Origin of the sequence: Nocardia blacklockiae, assembly GCF_015477355.1 — a bacterium.
Taxonomy (GTDB): domain Bacteria; phylum Actinomycetota; class Actinomycetes; order Mycobacteriales; family Mycobacteriaceae; genus Nocardia; species Nocardia blacklockiae.
This window is the reverse complement of the sequence record NZ_JADLRJ010000002.1, coordinates 194,549-215,947: the sequence shown is the minus strand read 5'-3', so window position 1 is coordinate 215,947 and position 21,399 is coordinate 194,549. Positions and strand designations below refer to the sequence as shown.

Genomic DNA, 21,399 nt, shown 5'->3' with positions numbered 1-21,399 from the left:
CTCTTCAGAGTACGTGGGACTCCGAGTCCCACACAACCGTCGTGTCCGGCGCGTGCGCAGGATGTGACGTTTCCGTGCGGTGCCACCGCCCGCGGCCCGGAATCTGGATGATGGAAGCGTGCGTCCGAAGAAGGCCGGTGCTCGAACCGCTCGGCAGGTCCGCGCCGCCCTGCTCGGCGTCGTCGCGGCGGCCGTCGTGCTGTCCGGGTGCGGGGGAGTGGAGAACCTCCCGCCCATCCCCGAGGGGATCCCGCCGGGCGCGGGCGCCCCCGTCCCGCCGATCGACCTCGACGCGCCCGGCCGCAGTGCCGAACAGTTGCGGGGCTGGGCCGAGGAGCAGTCCGACCCGCTCGGCATCCCGGTCGTGGCGCTGGAGTCCTACGGCTACGCCGCGGCCGTGCTGGCCCGCTCCCGCCCGGACTGCGGCATCGGCTGGGACCACGCTCGCGGGCATCGCCCGGGTCGAGAGCAAGCACGGCAGCCACGGTGGTTCGCGGCTGGCCGCCGACGGCCGGGTGAGCCCGCCCATCCGCGGTGTGCCGCTGGACGGATCCCCGGGCGTGGCGAGGATCGTCGACGAACACGAGACCGCCCGCGCCGGCGAGCCCGTCTACGTGCGCGCCATGGGCCCGTTCCAATTCCTCCCCGAGACCTGGCAGCGCTGGGGCGTCGACGCCAACGGCGACGGCGTCACCGACCCCGACAACATCGACGACGCGGCCCTCACCGCCGCCCGCTACCTGTGCGCCAGCGGCGGCGTGCTGACCACCGCCGAAGGCTGGCAGCAGGCCCTGCTCACCTACAACCAGTCCACCACCTACATGAACACGGTCCGCCGCCACGCCGCGGCCTACAGCGTGGGCAGGAAAGCATGAAAGTTTCGGTGCCGGATGCGTCGACGGTGGGGGTTCGGCGACTGCGTTAGGCTCAGCACGCACGGGGCAGCCGTGCGACCTGCTCATGGACGGCGGTGGGCGGGACCGAGTCAGGAGCCGAAGGAGTGTCGTTTTCGTGGCCATCATCGAACAGGTCGGAGCTCGCGAGATCCTGGATTCGCGCGGCAACCCCACTGTCGAGGTCGAGATCGCTCTCGACGACGGCACCCTGACCAGGGCCGCGGTGCCGTCGGGCGCCTCCACCGGCGAACACGAGGCCGTGGAGCTGCGCGACGGCGGCGACCGGTACGGCGGCAAGGGTGTGCGCAAGGCCGTGGAGGGCGTGCTCGACGAGATCGCCCCGGCCGTCATCGGATTGGACGCGGTCGAGCAGCGGACCGTGGACCAAGTGCTGCTGGATCTGGACGGCACCCCCGACAAGTCCCGGCTCGGCGCCAACGCGCTGCTTGGCGTGTCGCTGGCGGTGTCGCGCGCGGCCGCCGAGTCCTCGGGCCTGGAACTGTTCCGCTACCTGGGCGGCCCGAACGCGCACGTGCTGCCGGTGCCGATGATGAACATCCTCAACGGCGGCGCACACGCCGACACCAGCGTCGACGTGCAGGAATTCATGATCGCCCCGATCGGCGCGCCGACCTTCCGCGAGGCGCTGCGCTGGGGCGCGGAGGTCTACCACGCGCTCAAGGCCGAGCTGAAGAGCAAGGGCCTCAACACCGGCCTGGGCGACGAGGGCGGTTTCGCCCCCGACCTTCCGGGCGGCACCCGCGAGGCGCTGGACCTGATCGTCGCCTCCATCCAGAAGGCCGGCTACCGGGTCGGCGCCGACGTGGCGCTGGCGCTGGACGTCGCGGCCACCGAGTTCTACACCGCCGGTACGGGTTACAAGTTCGAGGGCAGCGTCCGCTCGGCCGACGAGATGACCGAGTTCTACAGCGAGCTGCTGGGCTCCTACCCGCTGGTCTCGATCGAGGATCCGCTGTCGGAGGACGACTGGGACGGCTGGGTCTCGCTCACCGACCGGATCGGCGAGAAGGTGCAGCTGGTCGGCGACGACCTGTTCGTCACCAACCCGGAGCGGCTCGAGGACGGCATCGAGAAGGGCGCGGCGAACGCGCTGCTGGTGAAGGTCAACCAGATCGGCACGCTCACCGAGACGCTGGACGCGGTCGAACTCGCGCACCGCAACGGCTACAAGACCATGATGAGCCACCGCTCCGGCGAGACCGAGGACACTACGATCGCCGACCTCGCGGTCGCGGTCGGCAGCGGTCAGATCAAGACCGGCGCCCCCGCCCGCAGCGAGCGCGTCGCCAAGTACAACCAGCTGCTGCGCATCGAGGACGCGCTGGGTGATTCGGCCCGCTACGCCGGGGACGTCGCGTTCCCGCGCTTTGTGTTCGAGGGATAGTACGGTCGGAGCTGTCGTGGCGCGGCGCGTCCGCCGGGGTGCTCCCGGCGCGCGCCGCCCGACGCAGCGGCGGCGGCCGCGGGTGGCTACGGCGCGATCCGCGAGCCCCGCCTCGGAGGCAGCCGATAGTCGAGGTGTGAGATGACGGAGCGACGGGCGCGCGGTGCCAGTCCGTCCGGGCGTGGGGACCGTCGCACGTCGCGGGCCGCCCGGTCGCGCCCCGACAAGCCGGCCACCGGTGCCACCCCGGCCGCGCGCACGGCCGCCGGGAAGCGCGCCGCCCAGCGTCGCGGTACGACGAGCCGCGGCGACGCCCGCCGGGCCCGCAACCGCGCCGCCCGCGACAAGCACGAACACAAGATCCTGGGCCTGTCCACCGGCCGCGCGGTCATCCTGGCCGCCGTCCTGTGCGCGCTGGCCCTCACCCTGGCCGTGCCGATGCGCACCTACTTCAGCCAGCGCTCGGAGGCCACCCAGCTGGCGCAGGAGCGCCGGGAACTCGAGGACGATCTGGCCCGCCTGCGCGATCGCCGTGCGCAGCAACAGGATCCGGCCTACATCAAGTCCGAGGCGCGCGACCGGCTGCGGCTGGTGATGCCCGGCGAGACCGCCTACATCGTGCAGGTGCCCGGCATCGAGCAGCCCGCCGTCCCCGCCCAGACCACCCAGGCGCGCCGCCCGGACCCCTGGTACACCGAGCTGTGGCGCAGCATGTCCACCCCGCAACCGGCGCCCGCCGCCGACCCGCCCCCCAGCTCGGAAGGAGCACCCCGGTGACAGAGCCCAGCGAGGCCGATCTGGAGATCGTGGCCCGGCAGTTGGGCCGTCCGCCCCGGGGTGTGCTCGCCGTCGCCTACCGCACGCCCGACGGGCAGCCGGCGGTGGTGCGCACCGCGCCGCGGCTGCCCGACGGCACGCCGTTCCCCACGCTGTACTACCTGACCGACCCCCGGCTCACCGCCGAGGCGAGCCGGCAGGAGGCGACCGGGGTGATGAAGGGCATGACCGCCCGCCTGGCCACCGACCCGGAACTGGCCGCCGCCTACCGCGCCGCGCACGAGAGCTATCTGGCCGAACGCGACGAAATCGAGTCGCTCGGAACCGATTTCAGCGGCGGCGGCATGCCGGAGCGGGTGAAGTGCCTGCACGTGCTGATGGCGCACGCGCTGGCGAAGGGCCCCGGGGTGAATCCGCTCGGCGACGAGGCGGTCGCGCTGGCGGCCGACAACGGCTTGCGCGGCACCGCGATTCCGGCAGACTGGCCGAAATACGAGCAGTACGAGGGGAAGGACAGCGATGAGTGACCGGGTGGCCGCCGTCGATTGCGGCACGAATTCGATCCGGTTGCTGATCGCGGAGGTGGGCCCGGACAAGAAGCGGTCCGACGTGCACCGGGAGATGCGGATCGTGCGGCTCGGCCAGGGCGTCGACGCCACCGGCGAGCTGCACCCCGAGGCGATCGAGCGGACCCGGGCGGCGTTGCACGACTACGTCGACGAGATGGTGGCCGCCGGGGTCGCGCGCGTGCGCATGGTCGCCACCTCCGCCACCCGCGACGCGCGCAATCGCGAGGACTTCTTCGCCATGGCCGCAACGGAATTGGGCCGCGTCGTGCCCGGTGCGCAGGCCGAGGTGATCACCGGCGACGAGGAGGCGCGGCTGTCGTTCGCGGGCGCGGTCGACGAATTGTCCGCGGCCGAGGGCCCGTTCGTGGTGGTCGATCTCGGCGGCGGCTCCACCGAGGTGGTGCTGGGCGACGCGAGCGGCGTGGAGTCCGCCTATTCCGCCGACATCGGCTGTGTCCGCATCACCGAGCGCTGCCTGCACGGCAATCCGCCCACTCCCGAAGAGGTCGCGTCCGCAAGGTTTTTCGCCTCGCAGCGGCTGGCCCAGGCCTTCGGCGTGGTGCCGGTGGAGCGCGCCCGCACCTGGGTCGGCGTCGCCGGCACCATGACCACGCTGGCCGCCGTCGCCCTCGATCTGCCCGAATACGACTCGGAGCAGGTACATCTCACCCGCATGACCCTGGAACAGGTACGGGCCGTGTGCAATCGGCTGATCGCCATGAACCACGACGAGCGCGCCGCGCTGGGTCCGATGCATCCGGGCCGCGTCGACGTGATCGGCGGCGGCGCGGTGATCACCGAGGTGCTCGCCGACGAACTGGCACGGCGCGCGGGCATCGGCGAACTGATCGTCAGCGAGCACGACATCCTCGACGGCATCGCCGCCTCCGTCGCCTGAGCGCGCCCGTCCGGCGGTGCCGGGCGACGCAATTGCCGTGTAGCGCAACGGGAGCCGGGATCGAGCCGCCCGACGGCGCGCGGCCGACGCATTGCTCACAAAGTGCTGTCTGTCTGGTACAGGTGGCGCAATCGAGCCATTGGCGGGGATGGGCGGCAGGTCCGCGCGGGGTGGTCGGGAGGGGCGGGTCGGCGTGTCGGGGTGGCGCAGCATGGCCGGTCGGAATACGTCCCACTGGGCACAATGCGCGCAAACCGCGCACGACCGGAACAGTCTGACCGGAACTCGCCTCACAAATACACGCGTCCAGTTAGTCTGCGTGCGGCGACGCACCGAAACCCGGGCCGCCGAATACCCGCAACTGCCACCCGGTTGCTGGAGAATTGCGTGCATGGAAAGGTCGACCACATGACCGGAGTGGCCCAGCCGGCGCAGCGGCGTGCCGAACGCACGGTGTTCGGGCATCCGATCGGCTTGGTGAACCTGTTCGGAGTCGAGCTGTGGGAACGGTTCTCGTTCTACGGCATGCTCACGATCCTGGGCTACTACCTGTACTACTCGGCCGCCGAGGGCGGGCTCGGGCTGGAGAAGTCCACCGCGACGGGCATCGTGGGCGCATACGGCGGCCTGGTGTACCTGTCGACCGTGCTGGGCGGCTGGATCGCCGACCGCGTCCTGGGCATGGAGCGCACGGTGTTCTACGGCGGCGTCGTGGTGGTGGCGGGCCACCTCGCGCTGGCCCTGATCCCCGCTCTGGCCGGGGTGGGCGTCGGCCTGGTGCTGGTGGCGCTCGGCGCCGGTGCGCTGAAGGCGAACTCCTCGTCGCTGGTGGGCACGCTCTACGACAAGGGCGACGCCCGGGCCGACGGCGGTTTCACGCTGTTCTACCTCGGCATCAACATCGGCTCGTTCACCGGCCCGCTGCTCACCGGCCTGCTCCAGACGCACCTGGGTTTCCACTACGGCTTCGGGGCCGCCGCGATCGGCATGGCGCTGGGTCTCGTCCAGTACGTGGTGTTCCGGCGCAATCTGGGCAGCCACGGCCGCACGGTCCCGAATCCGCTGCCGCGCAACGCCTTCGGCTCGGTCGCCGGGGTGGTGGCCGGGGTGCTGGTGCTGGTCGTCTTCGCGATCGTGTTCGGGCTGCTGACCCTGGACAATCTGTCGGACGTGACCACCGGGGTCATCGTGGTCGCCTCGGCCTGCTACTTCGCGATCATGCTGAGCAGCCCCAAGGTGACGCCCGTCGAGCGCACCCGGGTGCGCGCGTTCATTCCGCTGTTCCTCGCCAACGCCGTGTTCTGGTCGCTGTTCCAGCAGATCTTCACGGTGCTCGCGGTGTACTCCGACGAGCGGATGAACTGGTCGCTGTTCGGCTGGACCGCGCCGTCGAGCTGGATCGGCTCGGAGGAGCCGGTCTGGGTGATCGTGTTGTCGCCGTTGTTCGCCGTGCTGTGGACCCGCCTGGGCAACCGCGCGCCGACCACGCCGCGCAAGTTCGCCTTCGGCGTCATGGGCATGGGCGCGGCCTTCCTGCTGTTCGTGCTGCTGGCCGGCTTCGACGGCAGCACGGTGCCGGCGCTGCTGGTGTTCTTCGTGCTGGGCTGCTTCGCGGTGTCGGAGCTGCTGCTGTCGCCGATCGGCCTGGCGGTGACGACTCAGCTTGCGCCGGAAGCCTTCCGGGCCCAGATGATGGCGCTCTACTTCTTCTCCGTCGGCCTGGGCACCGCGATGTCCGGTGTGCTGTCGAAGTACTACGACCCCGAGCACGAGGTGGCGTACTTCGGTCTCACCGGGCTGGTCGCCGTGGCCGTCGGCGTCGTGGTCTACTTCTTCGCTCCGCGGGTCAGCCGCTTGATGGAGGGGGTCCACTGAGCAAACTTTCGGATAATTCCGAGACGGCCGTACAAGTTTGGTAGGTTGACCGGGCGCCCCCGTAGCCCAACTGGCAGAGGCAGCGGACTTAAAATCCGTCCAGTGTCGGTTCGATCCCGACCGGGGGCACGACAACTCAGCAGGTAATCGCTGTTTCCATAGGGCCGCGTTACATCCGCCGGGGCGTGTCCGCGACGACTCGCGGACCCGACATCCCCCGGTCGGACACCGCATCGAAACTACCCGGAAACCGGGTCGCCACGGAATCGGAACGGGCGGGGAAGTCGCGAAACCCCTATGGCCGCCATGGGGAAACCACTGTGATCCCTGTCACTGCGACGAAGGGGGCGGTGTCGGCGAACTCGATGTCGGACGGGGGAGCGGACTGTCGGCCCGCGGCGTGCCCGGGGCAGTGCTGTTCTTATCGGTAGCTGTGAGCGTGTCCAGTTTCCTTGCAGCAAACGGTAATTCGATCGCGAAAAGCGCACTGCGCACCCCGGGTGGCCGGGATGCGCAGTGCGCGTGCGGGATCGGATCAGCTGTGGACCAGCGCCGCCTCGGGTTCCTGCTCGTCCGCCGCCGCCGGCGCGCTGGACCGGTTGGGCAGCAGGACCGCCATCACGACCACGATCAGGGCCAGTGCGGCGGACACCGCGAACGCCAGCTTCATGCCGTCCAGGTGCGCGGTGATCGGCTCGGTGCCGCTCGCGACCAGGGCGGTGCTGCGGGCGGACATGATCGTCACCACCAGCGCGGTGCCCAGGGCCGCCGCGACCTGCTGGAGCGTGCCGAGCATCGAGCTGCCGTGGGAGTACAGGTGTGCGGGCAGCGCCCCGAGCCCGAGGGTGAACACCGGGGTGAACGCCGCGGCCAGCGACACCATCAGCAGGATGTGCAGGCCCAGCAGTGCCCAGTACGGCATGGTCAGCGAGATCTGGGTGAAGCCGGCCAGCGCGGCCGCCACGCCGACCGACCCGGGGATCACCAGCACGCGCCCGCCGAAGCGGTCGTACAGCCGGCCGATGGACGGGCCCAGCAGGCCCATCGCCAGACCGCCGGGCATCACCAGCAGGCCCGTCTGCAGCGGGCTCAGTCCGCGCAGGTTCTGCAGGTACAGCGGCAGCAGGATCATCGAGCCGAGCATCGCGAGGAAGGCCACCGACATCAGGGTCAGCGCCTTGGCGTAGGTGCCCGACCGCAGCACCCGCATGTCCAGCAGCGGGCCGCCGGTGCGCTGCAGCCGCACCTGACGCAGCACGAACAGGGCGACCACGGCCAGTCCGGCGGCGACGATCAGCGCCGGCGTCGCGACATTGTGGGTCTCGAAGCGGCTGAGGCCGTACACCAGACCACCGAAGCCGAGCGCCGAGAGGGCCACGCTGAACCAGTCGATGGCGCCGGTCTCCGGCTCGCCGACGTTCTCCAGCTTGCGCAGGCCGAACCAGGTCACCGCGCCCGCGATGGGCAGCACCAGCACGAAAAGCCAACGCCACGAAGCGATCTGCAACACCAGTCCGGAGATGACCGGACCCATGGCCGGCGCCACCGAGATGGCCAGGGTGACGTTGCCCATGACCCGGCCGCGGTCGTGCTCGGGCACCACCGTCATCAGGGTGGTCATCAGCAGCGGCATCATCACCGCGGTGCCGCCCGCCTGCACGATCCGGCCGAGCAGCAGCACCTCGAACGACGGCGCGACCGCCGACAGCGCCGTGCCGGCCAGGAAGACGCCCATCGCGATGGCGTAGGCGCGGCGGGTGGTGACCCGCTGCAGGAACCACCCGGTGACCGGGATGACGGCCGCCATGGTGAGCATGAACGCGGTCGAGACCCACTGCGCGGAACGCTCGCTGACCTCGAGGTCGCTCATCAAGCGCGGGATCGCGTTGATCATGATGGTTTCGTTGAGGATGACCGTGAAGGTCGCGAGCACGAGCAGTCTGACGACTGCGGGTGTCCGCCGCCCGGTCGGGCGATCGGTGATTTCGGCGGACATCGGGTACCTCCGGGGCTTCCGTGACTGTGGGGCGGTGTGGCCCGAGGCGAGTCGTCGACTGCCGTGTGCGGCGCCACATGAGATCGGACGGGGATGGTCGCCTCAACTCATCGGTCGCCGGTCAGTATTCCCGGCCGGAGCCGCCCGGTTCATCCGGTTTTTCGCTGCCGGACACTACCGGGGGTGTGTGAAAAGCCCTGTTCAACAGTGGAATCGGCGCGCGTCGAAGGAAAACCGTGACGCTGGTCACGCCGCGTCCGGAGCCGCCTCCGGCGCGCGCACGAACAGCAGTGCCGCCAGGCCGACGGCCAGCACCAGCAGCAGGCCGACGATGCCCGCGCGGTCGGCCCCGAAACCCCACGCGAACACCCCGAACAGCGACGGCGCCAGGAACGACACCGCGCGCCCGGTCGTGGTGTAGAGGCCGAACAGCTGACCCTCGCGTCCGGGCGGGGCGACGCGGACCAGGAAACTGCGCGCGGCCGCCTGCGCCGGTCCCACGAAAATGGTGAGCAGCAGACCGAACACCCAGAACAGGGCGGGCCCGGAGACGAGCAGCAGCGCGACGCCGCACACCAGCATCGCGGCCAGCGACGCGACGATGACCGCCTTGGGCCCGACGGTGTCGTCGAAGCGGCCGGCCACCAGCGCGCCCAGCGCGGCCACCACGTTCGCGGCGATCCCGAACAGCAGCACGTCGTCCTCCGCGATGCCGTACACCCGCACGGCGAGCACCGCGCCGAAGGTGAACACCCCGGCCAGCCCGTCGCGGAACACCGCGCTCGCGGCGAGGAAGCCGACCGTGCGCCGATCCGCCCGCCACAGGTCGCGCAGGTCCCGCCACAGCACGCGGTAGGACGCGACGAAGCCGGCCCGCGCCGCGCCGGGATCGGCTGTGGTGCGCGGCAATTCGGGCACCGCCATCAGGACCGGCACGGCGAAGGTGGCGAACCAGACCGCGGCGAACACCGCGACGAGCCGGATGTTGAGCCCGTCGTCGGTGGGCACGTCGAGCAGCCCGCGGTTGTCGCCGTCGCCGGTGATGAAACCGAAGTAGCAGATCAGCAGCAGCACGATGCCGCCGAAATAACCCATGGCCCAGCCGAATCCGGAGACGCGCCCGACCGTCGCCGGGGTGGACACCTGGCGCAGCATCGCGTTGTAGGGCACCCCGGCCAGCTCGAAGGCCGCCGAGCCGAGGCCGAGCAGCAGCAGGCCCAGCCACAGGTCGTGGTGGTCGTCGTGCACGAAGAACATGGTGGCCATCACCACGACGGTGAACCCGGTCAGGACGCCGAGCGACAGTTTGCGGCGGGCCGTGGCGTCGAACCACTGCCCGCTGATCGGCGCGGTGAGCGCCACGATCAGGCCGGACAGTCCCAGTGCCCAGCCCAGCCAGGCGCTCGCCGAGATCCCGCCGGGCAGGTCGTCGCCGACGGTGTCGGTGAGGTACACCGAGAACACGAAGGTGAGGATCACGGCCTGGAACGCGGAGGACCCCCAGTCCCACAGTCCCCAGGCCACCACCTGGCCCCGCCCGGTGGCCTGTCCGATCGCCGCGCGTCCCGAAACTTCGGTCATGCAGCGCAGCGTAGGCGACGGCAGCGGCGCGCACCCGGCGCTGCGCCGGATTGGCACACCGGTGCCGGAGCGCGACCCGGCAATCCTTGCCCGGCAGCACAATTGAGCATCGGTCCAGGTCGGTGCCGTGGCACCGGGCGAACGCGGAGCAGGCGGGCAGCGATCGGACGCGGCAGGTGACTCGGCTCGAACCCGGCGGTATTGTTATCCGGGGCCGTCGCCCGGTACGCGGGTATGATGGAGCCTCGGTGCGGTGTCGTCAGTGGGAGCAGGGGGCGCACCGCCGGTGACCGTCGAGCATCGGAGCAGAACTCATGATCCCGGATTCGGTTCCGTTTCGGGTCGGCAATGTGGATTCGCTTGTCGCCGAACGCGGTCCGACTGCGCTGCGGATCGCGGTCGGGGGCCAGCTGCGCAAGCTGCGGGAGCAGTCCCGCATCACGCGCGAGGCCGCGGGGGAGCACATCCGGGGTTCGCACGCCAAGATCAGCCGGTTGGAGTTGGGGCGCACCGGATTCAAGGAACGCGATATCCGCGACCTGCTGACGCTGTACCAGGTCACCGATCCCGAGGAGCGCGAGGCGTTCCTGGAACTGGTGCGGATGGCCAACAAGCCCGGCTGGTGGCACCGATACAGCGACCTCCTACCCCAGTGGTTCGAGACCTACATCGGCCTCGAGCACGCGGCCCACTCCATCAGAACCTTCGAGGCCCAACTGGTTCCGGGCCTGCTGCAGACCGAGGAGTACACCCGCGCGGTCGTCGCCCTCGGACACGACCAGAAGGAAGCCGCCCGGCGGGTCGAACTGCGGTTGCGCCGCCAGGAGATCCTGGAGCGCGCGAGCGGCCCCACGCTGTGGGCCATCGTCGACGAGACGGTGCTGCACCGCCCGATCGGCGGCGCGGAGGTGCTGCGCGAACAGCTCGAGCACCTGGTCGAGATGTCGGAGCGGCCGAACGTGACGATCCAGGTGCTGCCCTACGCCGCGGGCGGCCACGCGGCCGCCGGCAGTTCGTTCGCGATCCTGCGTTTCGCCGAGAGCGAGCTGCCCGACATCGTCTACATCGAGCAGTTGACCAGCGCCCTGTACTTGGACCGGCCCCAGGATCTGGAGATCTACCGCCGCGTCATGGACCGGCTGAGCGTGCAGGCCGAGCCGCCGGAGCGGTCGCGTCAGCTGATCAAGGACGCCGCGGGCCGCCTGTAGCCGAGATCCGTTCGCGCGCGGGCGATTCGGCGGGAGGGCCGCATCCGGCGAGTCGAACGGCGGCTCGATGTCTCGTTCGAGAGCGGGGCGTGTACGCGCCGCAGGGGTGAATTCAGGGTTGGCCGGGCGCGTTCGCGGGTAATTCCGACAGGGTAGGACCGTCGTACCCGACGCGAGCACGTAGGAGCTTTCTCAGATGTCGATGCTTGTTTTCCTGGCTTTACTCCCGTTCCTGGGCGCCGACAACGCGCAGTCGTTGGCGATCCAGAATCAGGGCCTGCTCGGCGGTTGGTGAGGAATCGCCGAGCAGCGCTCTGTAGGTGACGGCGGCTCGCCCCCTCGGGGACGGGCCGCCGTCGCATGTCGAGGGCGTCAGGAATTCCCGGGCTGCAGGCCGGAATCGATGCGCACCACCACGTTGTCCGCGTTGACCTCCCGCACCGTGATAGCGAGTCCGTCGGCGGGCTTGGTCTCGCCGACCGGCACATCCACCTGCTGTCCCGCCACCTTCAGCGTGACGGTGTCGCCGTTCACCGCGACGAGTTCGGCCTTCACTCCGAGAATGCTCGCTTCGGCGTTCACGCCGCGGTCGAAGGTCACGGTGCACCCGCTGACCTCGCACTGGGACTTGGCGCCGGCCCCCTCCACGGTGCAGGCGGCCACGCCCAGCGCGGCGACCAGGGCGAACAGGGACAGGGCGCACAGCCGTCGAACGAACACGCGCCCAGTGTAGGGGGACGTCGGGTCACCCGGTGCCGAGTAGGCCGTCGACGATCCGCCGTGCCGCGTCCACGCCGCGCGTATCGCCCAGTCGCAGTGCGGTATTCGCCGCGTGCAGGACGGCCGCCAGCTCGAAGGCGACCAGCTCCGGATCGGCCTCGCGCAGTTCTCCGGCGGCGACGGCCGCCTCCGCCGCGCGAGCGAGCAGCGCGAGCCACTCGTGGTGCTGGCGCACCAGGGCGTCGCGGACCGGCCCGGGGCGGCTGTCGAATTCCGGCAGGTTGGCGCTCCAGAAGCAGCCGCCCGGGAACACCGGCTCGGCGGCGTAGGCCAGCCAGTTCTCGACCAGCGCGCGTAACCGCGCCACCCCGGGCGCGGCGTCGGCCGCCGGCCGGACCACTCGCTCGGCGAACACCGTCTCCGCCGCGGCCACGGTCGCCAGTTGCAGCTTCTCCTTGGTGCGGAACAGCGTCTGGATGCCGGCCTTGCTGAGGTCGAGTTCGTCGGCCAGGCGACCGAAACTCAGGCCGTCGAGCCCGTCGAGCGAGGCGATGTCCGCGGCTCGGCGGGTGACGGCGTGCCGGGACCGAGCGCCGCGCAGCAGGCGGCGATCGGAGATCTCGGCGTCCCGCGTCCGCGGATCGTTCGCCGGCATGCCCTCACCACCGTTCGCAGTATGAATGCGTCCGATCGTATGTTAGCCTGATCGGCCGCCCGGGGAGCCGGCTAGCGGCTGCCCGACTTCGCCGCGCCGACCCGCCCCCACCGGCCGCGCACCGATTCCGGCAGCAGTGGATCGCGCGTGGCCGGCTTCGGGCCGGCCAGCACGTACAGCGCCACCAGCAGCACGCTCAGCCAGACATAGGTGTTGCCGACGATGTGTTGCCAAGGCGTCCAGGCGAATTCGCGATTGTTGTCGCCGGGTTCCCAGTTCTGCGGGCCGATGACGAACACGACCGCCGTGGCCAGCAGCACGGCATACCAGACGCGCGCCTGCCGCCGCGGCAGCGCGGTGGCGACGCCGACCGCCCCCAGCAGCGCGGGCGCGACCCACACCCAGTGGTGCGACCACGAGATCGGCGAGACCAGCAGCGTGAACACCGCGTTGAACGCGAGCGCCAGCGCCGGGCTGTCCGCCGCCTGCCGCATCGCCACGGCGACCAGCGCCAGCAGCGCGACCGCCAGCAGCAGCCAGAGCACCGTGAACTCCGGCTTGGGCACCTGCAGGCGCGACAGCACGCCCTGGATCGACTGATTGGTGTGGAACGCCGAACCGCTCAGCCCGGACACGTTCCCCATGCCGCCGAACCAGTACTTCGTGGACGCCCCGGGCATCACCGCGTAGGCGAGGGCGCTCGCGACCGCTCCCGTCACGGCCGCGGTCGCCGCCGCCTTGTAGTCGCGGCGCACCAGGAAATAGAGGACGAACGCCGCCGGGGTCAGCTTGATGGCCGCGGCGAGGCCGACCAGCATGCCGCGCTTCCATTTCGGCCGCGCGGTCAGGCAGTCGGCGACCACCAGCACCATCAGGATCAGATTCACCTGACCGAAGTCCAGCGTCGCGTGCACCGGCTCGAGCAGCAGGCCCAAGGGCACCGCGCAGGCCGTGGCCCACAGCGCCACTTCGGTGCCGCCCGCCCAGGCGCGCCGCGCGACCAGGTACAGCGACACCGCCAGCGCCGCGGTGGAGACCAGGAAGAACGCGATCCCGGAGGCATGCATGGGCAGCATCGCGAACGGGCTCAGCGCCAGGGCCGCGAACGGCGGATAGATGAACGGCAGGCCGACACCGACCGTCGTCTTCGGCAGTGTCCCGTACATATCGGCCCCGTGCCACCACGCCTGTACGCCGAGCCGGTAGACCTGTAGGTCGATGAACTCCCGCCCGATCGGCTTCAGCGGCCAGGTCGGATGCAGCAGCCAGAAGACGGCGACCGCGGCCAGTGCGGCCGGGACCAGCCACACTCTTCGCCCGAAGCGGCGGGTCGCGGCGTTCGGCAGCAGGGGAGTGGAGACACTAACCATCCGGCCCGAGGTTACCGGCAAGCCGGTGTCGTGTACGCGGATGGGTCGGACTGCCCGCGTCCGGACCCGGTCGCGACGCTCGGGCCGGAAATTTGCTGCGCGGTCCGTAGCATGAGAGCCGCTATGACGATCCTCCCCGCGCGCCGGCGCTCCGCCGAGGCGCCCCTGCTGCTCACCACCGACCCGGCCCGCAGCCTGTCCTTCTGGGACCAGACCGCGTTCTGGGCGAATCTCGGCGTCAGTCTCATCGGCTTCACCGGCGCCGTGTACGTGCTGCAGCCCGCAGGCCACGCGCCGCTGCCGATCGCGGGGGCGTTGCTGGCCACCCTCGTCGGCACGCTGATCGGCACCGCCCTGGTGGCCGCGGCCGGTGCGGTGGGGGCGCGCACGGGCGCGCCGGCCATGGCGAACTTCCGGGGACTGTTCGGCACGCGGCTGTCGTATCTGCCCACGGTGGCCAATATCGTGCAGTGCGTCGGCTGGGGCGTCTACGAATTGACGGTGATCTCCGGCGGGGTCGGGGTGCTCACCCACGATCGGCTCGACCGCGTGGTGGTGATCGTCGCCGCGGGCGCGCTGTGCACGGCGATGGCGATCTGGCCGCTGAGCGTGCTGCACATCCTGCGCAAGTACGTCACGGTGGCGGTGGCGATCTCGATGCTCTACTTCACGGTGCAACTGCTGCGGCACCCGCTGCCGGCGGTCGCGGACGCCTCGTGGAGCGGGTTCTTCCCGGGCGTGGACACCGCGCTCGCGGTCGCCGTCTCCTTCGTGCCGCTGGCCGCCGACTACACCCGCCACGCGCGTTCGGCGCGCGCCGCCTCGGGCGCCACCATGCTCGGCTACTCCCTCGCGCAGACCTGGTGCTACCTGCTGGGTGTGGTGGCCCTGATCCAGGTGGGCGGCGACCCGAGCCGGATCTTCGACACCTTCCTCGGAGTCGCGGCCGGTTGGGTGTTCTTCGCGGTGCTGGTGCTGCGCGAGTCCGACCAGTCCTTCGCCAACGTGTACTCCACCGCGATGTCGCTGCAGAATCTGCTGCCGCGCGTGGACCGGCGCGTCCTGGCCGCCGCCGTGGGCGTGCTGGCCACCGTGCTGGCGCTGGGCGTGCACGACTTCACCGGATTCTCGAATTTCCTGCTGCTGATCGGCTCGGTGTTCGTGCCGCTGTGCGCCGTGCTCGTCGTCGACTTCCGCTGGGGCCGTGGCAGATCCGGCTGGGACCTGTCCGAGCGTGCCCCGGCGCGCCCGGCGATGCTGCTGCCGTGGCTGCTGGGTTTCGCGGTCTACCAGCTGTTCAACCCCGGTTCGGTGAGCTGGTGGGCGCGGCTGTGGACCGATGTGCAGAACGCGCTGGGCGTGCACCCGGGTTGGTGGTCGTCGGCGTCGCTGTTCTCGTTCCTGGCCGCCGGTCTGGCCACCGGCGTCCTGGTGCTGATCGAGCGGCGGGTCACCGGGCGCGCGGGTGGCTGACGACCGCGTGTTCGGCATGGGCGAGAGCCCGACGGCCGAACCCGATTGGCCGCCGGTCGAACTCGACGAGATCGGCGCGGTCCGCGCCGCGCCCGGGCGACCCGCGCACGACGCGGTGGCCCTCGATTGGCGCAGCCCGCGACCGCTGTCGTCGACGGCGCGGGTGCGGCTCGACGACGGCACCAGCGTCATCGTGAAACGGCTTCCGCGCGCGCTCCGCGACGCCGCCGCGCTCGCTGAGGAGCACGCGTTCGCGGCCCATCTGCGCGCCCGGGGGATTCCGATCCCCGCGGTGTGGCAATCCTTTTCGCGTGGCGAGTTCGAATACGAGGTACACGCCGTCGGCGTGGGCGCGGACGACTACGGCGACGCCTTCTCCTGGTCGCCGTACCGCTCGGCGGCGCACGCGGCCGCCGCGGGCCGCATGCTCGCCCGGCTGCATCTGGCCGCCGCGGAGTACGACGCACCGGTTCGGCCGCCCCGGCCCCTACAAGCCGGGCTGTGCACCGACCTGGTCGCCACCGTCGAAGACCGTGCGGCTCGGTGGCCCGCCGTCCGCGCCTTCCTCGACGCGCACGGGTGGCGTGCCGAAGTGTCGGCGCTGCGCCGGGATCTCGGGGCGGCGGGCGTCCGCGATCCACTGCGCGTCGACGTGTCCGGCCTGCCCGCGCTGTGGACACACAACGACTGGCACGGCACCAATCTGCTGTGGACCGGCGACGAGATCACCGCGGTCATCGACTTCGGCCTGGCGAACCGGACGGTCGCCGTGTTCGACCTGGCCACCGCGATCGAGCGCTTCGCCGTCGACTGGCTCGCGCTGCGCCGCGGCCGCCCCGCGCGCGTCCACGCCGACCAGCTCGCCGCCTTCCTGCGCGGCTATCGCGCGGTGCGGCCGCTCGACGCCGCCGAACGCCACGCCCTGCCCGCCCTCTTCCCGCTCGCGCACATCGACTACGAACTCTCCGAACTCGAGTATTTCCTCGCCGTGCTGCCCGCGCCGAATCACGAGAATGCCGAGATCGCCTACCGTGATTACCTTTTCGGGCACCTCCGCTGGGCGTACGGCCCGACGGGTCGTGATTTCGCCGAACTGCTGTCCCGGCTGTGCGACTGACCCGCACTCCGGCGCGCATCGAGTTGGCATCGACTCAGCAACCCGAGACGCAGATCACACCCCCCGACTGCTAGATTCTGCACGCACGTCTGAAAAGCGCGGTGTCGGGTACGGCATCGTGGACGGAGGAGAAGGACTTGGCAATACCGGAGCCAGAACAGCAGGTGACAAACTCTGCGTCGGCCGGCCGGTGGAGTGGATTGCTGCGCACCAAAAGTGTCGAGCAATCCATCCGCGACACCGATGAACCGGATTCGAAACTGCGCCGCGACCTCACGGCGTGGGACCTCACCATTTTCGGTGTCGCCGTGGTGGTCGGCGCCGGCATCTTCACCCTGACGGCGCGCACCGCCGGAAACGTCGCCGGGCCCTCGGTGTCGCTGGCCTTCGTCTTCGCCGCGATCGCCTGCGGACTCACCGCGCTGTGCTACGCGGAATTCGCGTCGACGGTGCCGGTGGCGGGCAGCGCGTACACCTTCTCCTACGCCACCTTCGGTGAATTCGCCGCCTGGATCATCGGCTGGGACCTGATCCTGGAATTCGCGCTGGCCGCGTCCGTGGTCGCCAAGGGCTGGTCGCAATATCTCGGCGAGGTGATGGGATCGCGTTCGCCGATCGTGCATTTCGGCTCGGTCAGCTTCGACTGGGGCGCGGTGCTGCTGATCGCGGTGCTCGCGGTGCTGCTGGTGATCGGCACCAAGGTGTCCTCGCGGGTGTCGGCGGTCGCGGTCGCGATCAAGCTCGCGGTCATCGCGCTGGTCGTGGTCGTGGGCCTGACCTATTTCAAGTCGGAGAATCTGAAGCCGTTCGTCCCGCCGTCCGAGCCGAGCGACGCGGGCAGCGGCGTGCACCAGTCGCTGTTCTCGTGGCTGACCGGCGCCGGCAACAGCACCTTCGGCTGGTACGGCCTGCTGGCCGCGGCCAGTCTGGTGTTCTTCGCGTTCATCGGGTTCGACGTGGTGGCCACCACCGCCGAGGAGACCAAGAACCCGCAGCGCAACGTGCCGCGCGGCATTCTCGGTTCGCTGCTGATCGTCACCGTGCTGTACGTGGTGGTGTCGCTGGTGCTGACCGGCATGGTCCCCTACACCGATCTGGCCGGGAAGGACGCCACTCTGGCGACGGCCTTCGCGATCCACGGTGTGACCTGGGCGAAGAACATCATCTCCATCGGTGCGCTGGCCGGCCTGACCACCGTGGTGATGGTGATGTTCCTGGGCCAGACCCGGGTGCTGTTCGCGATGTCGCGCGACGGGCTGCTGCCGCGCTCGCTGGCTCAGACCGGCCGCCACAACACCCCGGTCCGGATCACCGTCATCGTCGGCGTGGTGTGCGCGCTGCTGGCCGGGTTCGTGGAATTCGGCACGCTCGAGGAAATGGTCAATATCGGCACGCTGTTCGCGTTCGTGCTGGTGTCGATCGGCGTGCTGATCCTGCGTCGCACCCGGCCGGATCTGCCGCGCGGTTTCCGGGTGCCGCTGGTGCCGGTGATTCCGGTCCTCGCGGTGCTGGCGTGCCTGTGGCTGATGCTGAATCTGTCGGTGGAGACCTGGCTGCGATTCCTCATCTGGATGGTGATCGGATTCGTGGTGTACTTCGCCTACGGCGTGCGGCATTCGGTGCTGCGCACCGGGACGAAGTAGCGCGCGTCGGGACGGGCCTCCGGTGCGGACCGGAGGCCCGTTCGCGTGTTCGAGGCTATCCGGTGGCAAACACGGTGCGGCGCGGATCTTCTCTCGGCCTCCGGTGTTTGCCGCCACCCCCTATCCGGTGTGTCGCCGCCGCGAATTCGGTGGAAATCCCGTGTCGGGCACGAGGCCTGCTGGAACAATTCCCGTTCATGAACGGACCGCTGTCGAGGGCGGGTCGAGCCGCCCCGAGGCCCTGATCGACATCTACCGCAGCGCCGCGGGCCGCCGGATCCTGGCCGAGCTGCACCGAGAGCGGTTGGCGCGGTCGCCGATTCCGCTGGAACGCCATCGCGTACCGGCCCGCGACGGAGATGCCTTCGTCCTCGCCGCGGGCGCCGGGTCCGCGCCGCCGCTGGTGCTGCTGCACGGCGCGGCCACCGACTCCACCTCCTGGCTGTCGTCGATGACCGTGCTGGCCAGCAGATTTCGCGTGCTGGCCGTCGACATCATCGGCGAGGCCGGAAACAGCGCGCCGGTCCGGCCGCCGCCGGAGTCGGGGCGTTACGCCGCCTGGCTCGACGCCGTGCTGGACGGCTGCGGCGTCGCGGACGTGGTCGTGCTGGCCGCGTCGCTGGGCGGGTGGATCGCGCTCGACCACGCGGTGCGCCGACCGGGCCGGATCACGCGGATGGTCCTGTTGTCCCCCAACGGAATCGGGCGGCAGCGGTGGGCCGCGCGGGTGGCGTCGACGGGACTGCCGCTCGGCGGCGCCCCGGGCCGCGTGCTCGCCCGCTACCTGCTGGGTCCGGGCCTGCGCGCCGTGCCGGACGCCGACCGCCTGGTGGCCGACACCGCGACGATCGCGCGGCACTTCCGGCCGCGCACCGACCCGCTGCCGCTGTTCACCGACGAGCAGCTGGCCGGGATCCGGGCCGCGCTGCTCGCCGTGGTCGGAACCCGGGACGTGCTGATCGATGCCGCGCAGACCTGTCGGCGCCTGCGCGAGCACACCGCGGCCGCGGTGCGCCCGCTGCCCGGAATCGGCCACCTGATCCCGCCGCAGGGCGACCTCGTCCCGAACTTCTTACTCGCCGAGCGGGATTGAGCGATCCCGTGCGGTCGTCGCGGACCCGGACCGACTGTGAGCTTCGGCACCCGCGCGGCGGGGCGGCGGGCACCCGGGTTGCTGGCGGCCGCCACCCGATTACGCGCGGTCGGTGCGATGCGGGCGGACGTCGCGCGCGGTGCGGGCGCAGCCATCACGTAGCGATTCGGACGGAAGTACAGCCCGTCCGGTTCGGCGTCGGGCGCGAACGCGCCGGCGGTTCTCAATATTCTGTCTGCATGAGTGCGCAGACCGAGGGTCGCAGCGGCCCGTTACCGCGCGGCCGCCACCGCTTGTCCCGGGCCGAGGTCCAGTCCTCGCAATACCGGAGACTCTGCGGGGCGGCGCTGGTCGCGGTCGGCGAACTCGGCTACGCCGCCACCACGGTCGCCGACATCGTGTCCCGGGCGCAGGTGGCGCGGCGCACCTTCTACGCCATGTTTGCCGGCAAGGACGAATGCTTCGCCGCCGCTTACGATTACGGCGTCGAGCTGGGTCTGCGGAGACTGCGCGAGGCGGTGGAGTCGTCGGAGCCGCCGAATTTCCCCGAGCGGGTGCGCACCTTGTTCGAGGTTTACCTGACCGTGCTGGCCACTCAGCCCGCCGCCGCGCGCGCCCTGTACGTGGAGACCCTGGTGGCGGGGGAGCCGCTGGTGGCCCACCGCGCGCGGGTGCACCGGCTGTTCGCCGACTACCTCGCGGACGTCGCCCGGCTGGGCGCCAGCCGCGGCGAACTGCGCGAGGAACCGGATCGCGCGCTGATCGACATGCTGCTCGGCGGGATCGACGATCGCATCCGCGCCTGCCTGCACGAGCGCGGCGCCGCGGCGCTGCCCGAACTGGCCCCGCTGTTCACCCGGACCGCGCTGGCACTGTGTGGCACACGGCATTGATCAGCGAATGCCGTTGCCGGGGGTGGCATCTCGGTAGGTGCGCGCGATCAGTGCGGCCCGCAGGTACCACAGCCCGCTGGGTTGCGCCGGGTCCAAACCGGTGAGCTGACCGATCCGCTTGAGCCGGTAGTCGACGGTGTTGGTGTGCACCTGCAGCTGCCGTGCGGTGCGCTGCCGCGACAGGCCGGTGGCGAGGTGGCGGCGCAGCGTGTCGAGCAGATCGGGGTAGGCCTCCAGCGGATCGAGCAGCGCGCCCAGCCGGTCCAAACCCGGACCCGGGCGCGTGAGCTGGTATTCCATGGCCAGATCGGCGAAGCGGTACAGTCCCGGCGCGCTGTCCAGCCGCAGCACCATGTCCAGCAGTTCGTGCGCCCGGTCCGCGGCGTCGGGGATCTGCGGGGTGGCCGCGGAGATCACGGTGGCGGTGACGGGCACCTGCGCCGCGGTCGACAGGCCGAGCACCAGCTCGTCGAGTTCGCCGTCGGCCACGGCGTCCTCGGTGGCCAGGTCCGCCGGGATCAGCAGCGTGCCGCCGTCCACGCTGAGCAGCGACAGCGCCCGGCCGGCGCAGCGGGAACCCAGTTCGGCCTGTAGTCGGCGCAGCTTGCGCCGGGCGACGACCTTGGCGTCGACGTTCGGGTGCGACTCGTCGCGATGGCGGGGCACGTGCACCGCCAGAATGGCGTAGGCCGGGGCGATCTCGATGCCGCTCTCCCGGGCCATGGTCGAGGTCGGGTGCCCCGCCAGCAGCGCCGAGACCAGGGTGTGCACGGCGGTGTGGTGCTCGGTGACGGCGGCCTGATGCTCCCGGACATACGCGATCGCGACCGCCGGGGTGATGGTGTCGAGGATGCGGAGCAGTAGCTGTGCGGGGTCGTCGGGCGGGTCGGTCTGGTCCGTGCGATGCAGCAGCAGATCGAACGCCAGCCGGAATCCCTCGTGCACCGCGTGGTGCACGGTGTCGATCGGGATGCCCTCGCGCGCCCAGTCCGCCGCGGCGCGCTGCAACCGCGCCACCTTGTCGGCGGGGTCGCGGCCCTCCAGCAGGTCGATCGTCAGTTCCAGGCAGACCCGGGTGACGGCGGTGATGTCGCCGTGCAGGGCGTCGCCGGGCAGGGTCGCGCACGCCGCGACGTTGGTGGCGAAGTGGCCGACCAGTTGCCGGGAGAGGCTCCGGAGATCGTGGGATGTGCGTCCGCTCATGCAGGGCTCCGCGCTGGGGGTATTCAA

Annotated in this window: 17 protein-coding genes, 1 tRNA gene and 1 pseudogene; 13 read left to right on the top strand and 6 right to left on the bottom strand. The window is 70.8% G+C overall.

What is annotated here, in order from left to right:
* Positions 1-118: 118 nt before the first annotated feature.
* The 7 genes and pseudogenes from IU476_RS07025 (at position 119) to IU476_RS06995 (ending at position 6,549) form a co-directional block, all read left to right on the top strand.
* A pseudogene (locus IU476_RS07025) lies at positions 119-875 on the top strand (lytic transglycosylase domain-containing protein).
* A 136-nt stretch (positions 876-1,011) separates the two neighbouring features.
* Positions 1,012-2,301, top strand: coding sequence for a phosphopyruvate hydratase (gene eno / locus IU476_RS07020; RefSeq protein ID WP_195097954.1), 1,290 nt, complete (start codon positions 1,012-1,014; stop codon positions 2,299-2,301).
* A gap of 141 nt (positions 2,302-2,442) precedes the next feature.
* The gene (locus IU476_RS07015) at positions 2,443-3,078 is read left to right on the top strand and encodes an FtsB family cell division protein (protein WP_195097953.1); all 636 of its coding nucleotides are present in this window, start codon (positions 2,443-2,445) and stop codon (positions 3,076-3,078) included.
* Positions 3,075-3,605, top strand: coding sequence for a DUF501 domain-containing protein (locus IU476_RS07010; protein ID WP_195097951.1), 531 nt, complete (start codon positions 3,075-3,077; stop codon positions 3,603-3,605). Before IU476_RS07015 ends, IU476_RS07010 begins: the two co-directional genes overlap by 4 nt.
* Positions 3,598-4,545, top strand: coding sequence for a Ppx/GppA phosphatase family protein (locus tag IU476_RS07005; protein ID WP_195097949.1), 948 nt, complete (start codon positions 3,598-3,600; stop codon positions 4,543-4,545). Before IU476_RS07010 ends, IU476_RS07005 begins: the two co-directional genes overlap by 8 nt.
* A 408-nt stretch (positions 4,546-4,953) precedes the next feature.
* Positions 4,954-6,420 carry a peptide MFS transporter gene (locus IU476_RS07000; RefSeq protein WP_195097947.1) on the top strand — a complete coding sequence of 489 codons (1,467 nt, stop codon included), beginning with the start codon at positions 4,954-4,956 and terminating at the stop codon, positions 6,418-6,420.
* A gap of 55 nt (positions 6,421-6,475) precedes the next feature.
* A tRNA-Leu gene (locus IU476_RS06995) sits at positions 6,476-6,549 on the top strand.
* 406 nt (positions 6,550-6,955) lie between these two features.
* Here the strand turns inward: IU476_RS06995 and IU476_RS06990 are convergent.
* Together IU476_RS06990 and IU476_RS06985 are read right to left on the bottom strand one after the other, a co-directional pair.
* Positions 6,956-8,416 carry an MDR family MFS transporter gene (locus IU476_RS06990; RefSeq protein WP_195097945.1) on the bottom strand — a complete coding sequence of 487 codons (1,461 nt, stop codon included), beginning with the start codon at positions 8,414-8,416 and terminating at the stop codon, positions 6,956-6,958.
* Between the two features lie 246 nt (positions 8,417-8,662).
* Positions 8,663-9,997 carry an MFS transporter gene (locus IU476_RS06985; RefSeq protein ID WP_195097944.1) on the bottom strand — a complete coding sequence of 445 codons (1,335 nt, stop codon included), beginning with the start codon at positions 9,995-9,997 and terminating at the stop codon, positions 8,663-8,665.
* Positions 9,998-10,311: 314 nt separating this feature from the next.
* On the opposite strand from IU476_RS06985, the gene IU476_RS06980 reads away from it, so the two are divergent.
* On the top strand, positions 10,312-11,205 hold the full coding sequence (locus IU476_RS06980) for a Sco1979 family transcriptional regulator (RefSeq protein ID WP_195097943.1): 894 nt from the start codon (positions 10,312-10,314) through the stop codon (positions 11,203-11,205).
* A gap of 372 nt (positions 11,206-11,577) precedes the next feature.
* On the opposite strand, the gene IU476_RS06975 is transcribed toward IU476_RS06980, so the two are convergent.
* The 3 genes from IU476_RS06975 to IU476_RS06965 form a co-directional block, all read right to left on the bottom strand.
* Entirely contained in the window at positions 11,578-11,925 is a 348-nt protein-coding gene (locus IU476_RS06975; RefSeq protein ID WP_195097942.1) for a hypothetical protein, read from the bottom strand.
* A 25-nt stretch (positions 11,926-11,950) separates the two neighbouring features.
* Complete coding sequence (locus IU476_RS06970) at positions 11,951-12,580, bottom strand: TetR/AcrR family transcriptional regulator (RefSeq protein WP_195097941.1); 630 nt, start codon at positions 12,578-12,580, stop codon at positions 11,951-11,953.
* 71 nt (positions 12,581-12,651) lie between these two features.
* Positions 12,652-13,950: a glycosyltransferase 87 family protein gene (locus IU476_RS06965; RefSeq protein ID WP_195097940.1), complete on the bottom strand. Its 1,299-nt coding sequence runs from the start codon at positions 13,948-13,950 to the stop codon at positions 12,652-12,654.
* 123 nt (positions 13,951-14,073) lie between these two features.
* Between IU476_RS06965 and IU476_RS06960 the strand changes: the two genes are divergently transcribed.
* From IU476_RS06960 to IU476_RS06940, 5 genes are all read left to right on the top strand, one after another.
* Complete coding sequence (locus tag IU476_RS06960; protein ID WP_195097932.1) at positions 14,074-15,423, top strand: purine-cytosine permease family protein; 1,350 nt, start codon at positions 14,074-14,076, stop codon at positions 15,421-15,423.
* Positions 15,416-16,540 carry a phosphotransferase enzyme family protein gene (locus tag IU476_RS06955; RefSeq protein ID WP_195097928.1) on the top strand — a complete coding sequence of 375 codons (1,125 nt, stop codon included), beginning with the start codon at positions 15,416-15,418 and terminating at the stop codon, positions 16,538-16,540. The genes IU476_RS06960 and IU476_RS06955 overlap by 8 nt, the downstream gene beginning before the upstream one ends.
* Before the next feature lie 164 nt (positions 16,541-16,704).
* Entirely contained in the window at positions 16,705-18,183 is a 1,479-nt protein-coding gene (locus IU476_RS06950; protein ID WP_195097920.1) for an amino acid permease, read from the top strand.
* Positions 18,184-18,343: 160 nt separating this feature from the next.
* Positions 18,344-19,276, top strand: coding sequence for an alpha/beta fold hydrolase (locus IU476_RS06945; protein ID WP_195097916.1), 933 nt, complete (start codon positions 18,344-18,346; stop codon positions 19,274-19,276).
* Between the two features lie 239 nt (positions 19,277-19,515).
* Positions 19,516-20,169, top strand: coding sequence for a TetR/AcrR family transcriptional regulator (locus IU476_RS06940; protein WP_195097913.1), 654 nt, complete (start codon positions 19,516-19,518; stop codon positions 20,167-20,169).
* Here the strand turns inward: IU476_RS06940 and IU476_RS06935 are convergent, their stop codons facing one another.
* Complete coding sequence (locus IU476_RS06935) at positions 20,170-21,372, bottom strand: PucR family transcriptional regulator (RefSeq protein ID WP_195097911.1); 1,203 nt, start codon at positions 21,370-21,372, stop codon at positions 20,170-20,172.
* Positions 21,373-21,399: the final 27 nt, after the last annotated feature.

What these genes read in the sequence shown, in the direction of transcription:
- IU476_RS06980 (WP_195097943.1), top strand. Translation starts at nt 10,312, where the DNA reads ATGATCCCGGATTCGGTTCCGTTTCGGGTCGGCAATGTGGATTCGCTT.
- IU476_RS06990 (WP_195097945.1), bottom strand. Translation starts at nt 8,416, where the DNA reads ATGTCCGCCGAAATCACCGATCGCCCGACCGGGCGGCGGACACCCGCA.
- IU476_RS06970 (WP_195097941.1), bottom strand. Translation starts at nt 12,580, where the DNA reads ATGCCGGCGAACGATCCGCGGACGCGGGACGCCGAGATCTCCGATCGC.
- IU476_RS06935 (WP_195097911.1), bottom strand. Translation starts at nt 21,372, where the DNA reads ATGAGCGGACGCACATCCCACGATCTCCGGAGCCTCTCCCGGCAACTG.
- IU476_RS06960 (WP_195097932.1), top strand. Translation starts at nt 14,074, where the DNA reads ATGACGATCCTCCCCGCGCGCCGGCGCTCCGCCGAGGCGCCCCTGCTG.
- IU476_RS06985 (WP_195097944.1), bottom strand. Translation starts at nt 9,997, where the DNA reads ATGACCGAAGTTTCGGGACGCGCGGCGATCGGACAGGCCACCGGGCGG.
- IU476_RS07015 (WP_195097953.1), top strand. Translation starts at nt 2,443, where the DNA reads ATGACGGAGCGACGGGCGCGCGGTGCCAGTCCGTCCGGGCGTGGGGAC.
- IU476_RS07005 (WP_195097949.1), top strand. Translation starts at nt 3,598, where the DNA reads ATGAGTGACCGGGTGGCCGCCGTCGATTGCGGCACGAATTCGATCCGG.
- IU476_RS06965 (WP_195097940.1), bottom strand. Translation starts at nt 13,950, where the DNA reads ATGGTTAGTGTCTCCACTCCCCTGCTGCCGAACGCCGCGACCCGCCGC.
- IU476_RS06940 (WP_195097913.1), top strand. Translation starts at nt 19,516, where the DNA reads ATGAGTGCGCAGACCGAGGGTCGCAGCGGCCCGTTACCGCGCGGCCGC.
- IU476_RS07000 (WP_195097947.1), top strand. Translation starts at nt 4,954, where the DNA reads ATGACCGGAGTGGCCCAGCCGGCGCAGCGGCGTGCCGAACGCACGGTG.